General features: G+C 42.3%; 1 protein-coding gene. It reads left to right on the forward strand.

What is annotated here, in order from left to right; translation table 11 throughout:
• Nucleotides 1–87: 87 nt before the first annotated feature.
• Complete coding sequence (locus L5M11_RS23685) at nt 88–1,116, forward strand: IS110-like element ISSba8 family transposase (protein ID WP_076502320.1); 1,029 nt, start codon at nt 88–90, stop codon at nt 1,114–1,116.
• Nucleotides 1,117–1,343: the final 227 nt, after the last annotated feature.

Consider the following 1,343-nt stretch of genomic DNA (forward strand, 5'->3'; position numbering starts at 1 on the left):
TGTAGTGATGTGATGGACGCCTCAGCACCTAAGCTTGCAGTATTATGCCAAGCTTAAAGCTGACAAATAGTTCTGGAGGTTTCCATCATGGATATTAAAGTTATTGGTATCGATTTAGCCAAAAATGTTTTTCAAGTTTGTGTTTGTCTTATGGATAACTCTGTCATGAGTAACAAAAAGGTTAACAGAAACAAGCTGCTCGATAAAATTAGACAATTCCCCGAAGGTAGCCTTATTGCTATGGAGGCCTGTGGTACGGCGCATTACTGGGGAAGACAATTTCAAGCTCTTGGTTATCAAGTGCAATTGATCCCTGCTCAACATGTTAAGCCATTTGTTGCAAACCAAAAGAATGATGCCAACGATGCCCTCGCTATATGCGAAGCGGTTTTCAGACCTAATATCCACATGGTTCCAGTTAAAACTGTTGAGCAACAAGACATTAAAGCATTACGTTGTGTACGTAGTCGTCTCGTTCAAAATCGAACCGCCATGGTCAATCAAATTCGAAGCCTAGCGAGCGAGTCTGGTGTGATCTTCTCTGTCGGCAGGTTGCAATTACAAGCGTCACTTAGCCGTATTTTAGCAAATAATGAGCATGAACTGTCTCATACGCTTCATTACCTGTTAAAATTTTTATATGAAGATTTATGTGTTTTAAATGAAAGAATTAATCAAATCGAGCGCGACATTAAAGCGCTATGTCAAATCCAACCTCGCTACAATGCATTGCTGTCGATCCCTGGCTTTGGACCATTAGTCACAGCAAGCTTTATGAGTGAATTAGGTTCGGGTCATCAATTTAAAAATGGCCGGCAATTATCTGCATGGTGTGGCTTAGTGCCATCGCAATCGAGTTCTGGTGGAAAAGTTCGACTAGGATCGATCACGAAAAATGGCAGCTCAGAACTACGTGTTTTACTCATCCACGGCGCCAGAGCCGTTGGCCGATTTGCGAGCAAACGTGATGATAGACTTGGGCGATGGTTTAATGCACTTGCGTTAAGGCAAGGTCGACACAAAGCCGTTGTCGCATTGGCCAATAAAATAGCGCGTATAGGATGGCGGATCCTCACGAGTAACGATAATTTCGACGTTAATAAAGCGTTTGCGTAAGACGTTAAGCATCACGTAAAAGTTTACATGCACTGATGAATAAACGGTCAACCGTACCTATTAGAGCCTGACTTGACCAAGGCATTAAATGCCGATGTAGTGATAAGGTAATGGGTTTCGGATTTACATCATGGCGCGGGTAAAAAGCCTATTTAGACGCCGAATATATGGTAGTGAACCAATCATTCAAAAGTGTTGTAAAAGCTGAGGCGTCCATATATGGTCAA

The sequence above is a fragment of the Shewanella sp. SM87 genome (assembly GCF_025653705.1).
GTDB lineage: Bacteria > Pseudomonadota > Gammaproteobacteria > Enterobacterales > Shewanellaceae > Shewanella > Shewanella oncorhynchi.

What these genes read in the sequence shown, in the direction of transcription:
- L5M11_RS23685 (WP_076502320.1), top strand. Translation starts at nt 88, where the DNA reads ATGGATATTAAAGTTATTGGTATCGATTTAGCCAAAAATGTTTTTCAA.